This window comes from Pseudolysinimonas sp. (genome assembly GCF_031389465.1).
GTDB lineage: Bacteria > Actinomycetota > Actinomycetes > Actinomycetales > Microbacteriaceae > Pseudolysinimonas_A.
On the sequence record NZ_JANMSQ010000324.1, the window covers coordinates 1 to 4,922 of the forward strand.

Genomic DNA, 4,922 nt, shown 5'->3' on the forward strand with positions numbered 1-4,922 from the left:
TCGATGAAGAGCTTGCCCATCCCCGACCAGCCGAAGACGCTCTCGGTGATCACCGCCCCGCCGATCAGGCCTCCGACATCGAACGCGACGATCGTCGTCAACGGGATCAGGGCGTTGCGGAATGCGTGACGAATGACGACAGTGCGCTCGGTGAGACCCTTTGCACGCGCCGTGCGGATGTATTCCTGGTTCATCACCTCGAGCAGGCTCGCCCGCGAGTAGCGGCTGTAGCCAGCGAGCGAGATGAGCATCAGCCCGGCCGTGGGAAGCAGCAGGTGGGTGAACGAGTCAATGCCCTCGACCCAGAAGCTGCCGGTCAGGCCGGGCGTCGTCGAGCCGACGGTGCCGATCGGGCGGCCGCCGATCGTGCCGCTGCCGACATAGATGTCCCACGACTGCATGAAGCGGTCGAGCAGGATGAGCAGGCCGACGAAGAGTGCCGTGATCCCGCCCGCCCGCATCGACTGGTCGCGGTCGGGCCCGGCGAACAGCCAGCCGATGACGACACCGACGACGATGGTCAGCACGCCCAGCCCGATGACCGACCACAACGTCAGCGACAGCGAGATGAGCTGGAACGGGTAGTAGAGCGCGACGCCGACGAGAGCGACGACGAGGCTCGTGTACAACGCCTTGCGGTTGCGAAGCCCCGCGACGAGGGTCGTGACGAGTACCGCGACGCCGACTCCGAGCACGGCGATGACGCCGATGCCGAGGCTGGGGTCGTTGAACCAGTCGGTCAGGGCGATGAAGGTGAACACCGCTGCGGTGGAGACCGTGGCGGAGGCGAAGACGATGAGCCGACGACGCGCCGGACCGCCGATGATCACCATCCAGATCAGGCCGGCGGCGAGAGCGACGCCAGCGATCACGAGCGGCGGGATGACCGGATCCTCAAGGTAGTTGTTGAAGGCGATGCCGACGTACTGCTTGAGCATGACCGCGACCCAGAACGAGGGCAGCGAGAAGAAGAGGAACGACAGGAAAGTCGCCGAATAGTCGTAGGTGCTGTATTGCCGCAGCGCCGTCGTGATGCCGATCGTGATGCCGATCAGCACGGCGAGCACGAGCGAGGCGGTGATGAGCTGGAGCGTCATCCCGATCGCCGCCGCCACCTGGTCGGTCACCGCTTGGCCGAGAATGTTCTCGCCGAGCGTGAACTGGCCGATGAAACCTCGCAGGAGGCCGCTCAGCCAAATGAAGTAGCGCAGCGGCGGTGGTACGTCGAGATTGAACTTCGCGGTGCGCTGCTCAATCAGATATTCCTTGTTACGTGCGGTGCTCTGACGCAGATCCTCAAGGGGATCGCCGGAGTAGGCGGTCAGCACGTACACGATGTACGACGCCACCACCAGCACCACGAGCGATGCGAGAAGGCGGCGGACGAGAAAGGTGAGCACTTCGGTGTTCCTCGGTTCTTCCTGGGCTGCCGTCAAGCGACGGCGTGGAAGGCGCCGGGGCGGGCGAACCTGCCCCGGCGCCTCCGCGGTTATGCCGCGGGTCTGGTCGAACTAGCCGACCAGCTCCCACTCCCAGAAGTTCCAGAAGAACTGCGGGGCGAGCGGGGCAGGAACGATGCCGGTGATGCTGGCGTCGTAGGCCGTGACACCCGGGAACTGGAACACGGTCACGCCGTAGCCGTCAGCCCAGAGCAGCTTCTCGATCTCGATGAGGAGGTCGATCTGCTTCTCGGGGTCGAGTTCGCCGGAGAGTTCGGCGTACAGGGCGTCGACATCCTCGTTGGCGTAACCGGTGTAGTTGTTACCGCCGGCGCTGTCGAACGTGGCCTGCGATGCGGTCACCGCGGTGCTCGTCGACTGCCAGCCGAACAGCGAGGCGTCGTACGAGCCCCCGCCGAGCAGCGAGCCCCAGTCGTCGTTGCCGCCGTCGATCACATTGAAGCCCGCCTGCGCGGCCGACTCTGCGATCAGCTGGTACTCGTTGACCCGCCGGGTGTTGCTCAGGCCGTAGAGGAACGTCACGTCGACCGGAGTCGCGACCCCAGCCTCGGCAAGCAGCGCCGCAGCGCCCTCGATGTCGACTTCCTGGAAGTCGGCCGACCCGTTCGCGGCGATCATCTCGTCGTAGCCAGGAGCCCCGGGAAGGATGGTCTGCGAGTCATCGAGGACCGCTTCCGGGTTGAGGGGCTTGATCAGCTTCTCGATGATCTCCGCACGCGGGATCGTCTTCAGGAACGCCAGGCGCACCAGAGCGGCCTTCTCTTCATCTCCGCCGTAGGTCGCCGGGTCGAACGGGCCACCGTTGTTGAAGACCAGGTCGATGTGCTCGTACGTCGCGTCGGAGGTGGTCTCCACCGTGACGTCGCTCAGGTCCTGCAGCGCGGTCAGAATGTCGGCCGTCGACTGCGGGGCGATGACGCTGACCTCGCCGTTCTCGAGGGCCTGCACCGAGGCGAGCGGGTCAGGGATGAAGCGCACGGTGATCTCTTCGATCGAGGCACCGTGGTCGCCCCAGTTGTAGCCCTCGTTGGCCGTCAGCGTCACATACTCGTCCTGGACGAGGTCGGTGATGACGTACGGGCCGTAGGAGAGCACCAGGTCGGGGTCAGACGGCATGGAGACCATGTCGTAGCCGTGGCTCCAGAACGCCGACAGCGGGCCGAGAACCTCGGTGTCGCCCTCCTGGATCGCGGTCGTCACCGCTGCAGCGGCGTCGGCGTCGGACGCCGCGTCATCCACCGACTGCTGATAGGTGACGTGGGCCGGGATCAGCTGGAGGTTGAAGGCCAGCTCCCAGTCGACGAAGGTCTCCGAATACACCAGCGTGATCGAGTTGCCGTCGACTTCGGGCACCTCGGTGACGAGGTCGAGCCCGCCGCCGATCGAGGCGGAGTCGAAGAAGACACCCGCGTCGATTTCGTCCTGGTTGAGAACTTCACCGGTCTCCGGGTCGAGCTCAGGCTCGACGTTGTTGAAGACACCGCTGTTGGCTGCCCACGACAGAAGGAGATCTGCGGTGCTGACCGCAGTCCCATCCGACCACTTCGCGCCACCGGCGAGGGTGTACTTGATGGTCAGCGGGTCGTCGGAGATCTTCTCGTACGAGCCGAAGTCCGGGTTCAGGACGAGCGCCGGTGAGTCGTCGTAGTACGCGAACGCGTCACTCATCATGTAGATGATGTTGTTGTTCGCGGTGGCGTTACCGTCGGCCGTGTTGCCGTTGTAGGCGTAGAACGGCTGGTTCCACGCGACGCTCAGCGACGTGCCTTCGACGATCTCGGAGCCGCCCCCGGGAGCGCAACCTGCGAGAACTAGGGCACCTGCCGCGACCGCGGCACCCGCGGCGCCAAATCTGCGAATACGCAATGTTCCTCCTGTGCAATGAGAGGCGCGGCACGACGGCGGACCCCGACGTGCCACGCCGGATAGCTCGACCCTAGATAGGGGGTGAGGGCGGGTCAAAATTTGTGGGAGGAATCGTTACAAGGCGGAAATGTGCTTTGAGGATTGTTGCGCCGACGCGAAGATTGTGCATGAATCAGGCGCCCAACGCACGTTTCCTGCAAACAGGCGCCATGTACTTGACGAATCCCCCTCAGGCTCGCGCGTAGCATCGGAATGTGGCCCCGCAGACGCCCCTTCTCGTCTTCGACGGCGATTGTGCTTTCTGCACAACCTGGGTGAGGCGTCTCGAACGTGCGCTCCGCGTCTTCCCCGAGTCGCAACCCTGGCAGTGGGTCGACTACGAGGCCCTTGGGCTGACCCGGCACGACGTCACCCACTACGTGTGGTTCCTGGGCGGCGACCGACGTTTCCGGGGCCACGCCGCAGTCGCCGCCGTGTTTCGCAGCCAACGCAACGCAGGGTGGCGCTTCCTTGGCCACCTGCTCGTGACTCCACCGTTCTCGTGGGCCGGCGCCCTCGGCTACGCCTTCGTCGCTCGCTTCCGACATCGCTTGCCGGGAGGCACACCGGCGTGCGCGATGCCGCGGCCGACCGCGTGACGGCCGCACCCTCGGCGATCCCCGCCAAGCGGCGCATCGTCGCCGAAATCGTGATCGTGCTCGGGGTATCGCTCGGGATGTCGGCGCTCTACTCGATCGTCACCCTCATCAACCGCGCCACCTTCGAGACGCCTCTCGCCGAGCAGACGGCGACAATCGTGACGAGTCGTGACGACCGGCCGATCTTCGACCTGTTGTACCAGCTGCTCGGCGTCGCCTCCGACCTCTTCCCGGTCGCGTTGGTCTGCTTCCTACTGTGGAGCGCCACGAAGCCACATCTCGGCAGACTCGGAATCGACGCGAAACACCCGGTGCGGGACACCCTGTTCGGTCTCGGCCTCGCCCTACCGATCGGCATCGTCGGTCTCGGAATCTTCCTCGCCGGCCGCGCCCTCGGGATCGGCGTCGGCATCAGCGCGTCGAACCTCACCGAACAGTGGTGGACCATCCCGGTGTTGCTCCTCATCGCGGCGCGTGCCGCGATCCAGGAGGAGGTGATCATGATCGGCTACCTGTTCGCACGCCTCGACGACCTCCGGTTCGGGCGCTGGGCGATCATCCTCACCTCGGCCGCGATCCGCGGCACGTATCACCTGTATCAGGGCTATGGCGCGTTTGTCGCGAACTTCGCGATGGGGGTGGTCTTCGGCTGGCTATACACCCGAGGCACCGAGCGGCGGGTCATCCCGTTCGTCGTGGCGCACTTCGCGATCGACGCGGTCGTCTTCGTCGGTGCCCCCGCTGCGGCGAACGCCTGGCCGGACCTGTTCGCGCCGCCCGCCTAGGCCGCGGGGTCGTCGCTGAGCGTCTCGTGGATGCGGCGCAGGTCTTCCAGCATCGATCCGATGAGGATCCAGTGCTCGGATGCCGGGGCGCCGATCGCGAGCGGCGCGGTCAGCGCGGGGAGGCTGGCGGTCGGCGGCTCGGCCGGGTCGGCGGCGGCACGCCGCACGGTGCG

At 65.8% G+C, this 4,922-nt stretch carries 4 protein-coding genes; 2 read left to right on the top strand and 2 right to left on the bottom strand.

All coding sequences use genetic code 11. The features are described from left to right. Window positions 1–1,400, bottom strand: a 1,400-nt coding sequence (locus RMO30_RS12495; protein ID WP_309714041.1) for an ABC transporter permease, incomplete at its 3' end; no start/stop codon positions are given. A 111-nt stretch (window positions 1,401–1,511) separates the two neighbouring features. Then, window positions 1,512–3,326: an ABC transporter family substrate-binding protein gene (locus RMO30_RS12500; protein WP_309714045.1), complete on the bottom strand. Its 1,815-nt coding sequence runs from the start codon at window positions 3,324–3,326 to the stop codon at window positions 1,512–1,514. A gap of 254 nt (window positions 3,327–3,580) precedes the next feature. Here RMO30_RS12500 and RMO30_RS12505 point away from each other — a divergent pair, with 254 nt between their 5' ends. Both RMO30_RS12505 and RMO30_RS12510 read left to right on the top strand, forming a co-directional pair. Then, on the top strand, window positions 3,581–3,964 hold the full coding sequence (locus tag RMO30_RS12505; RefSeq protein ID WP_309714049.1) for a DCC1-like thiol-disulfide oxidoreductase family protein: 384 nt from the start codon (window positions 3,581–3,583) through the stop codon (window positions 3,962–3,964). Continuing rightward, complete coding sequence (locus RMO30_RS12510; RefSeq protein WP_309714052.1) at window positions 3,937–4,749, top strand: CPBP family intramembrane glutamic endopeptidase; 813 nt, start codon at window positions 3,937–3,939, stop codon at window positions 4,747–4,749. The genes RMO30_RS12505 and RMO30_RS12510 overlap by 28 nt, the downstream gene beginning before the upstream one ends. Window positions 4,750–4,922 lie beyond the last annotated feature (173 nt).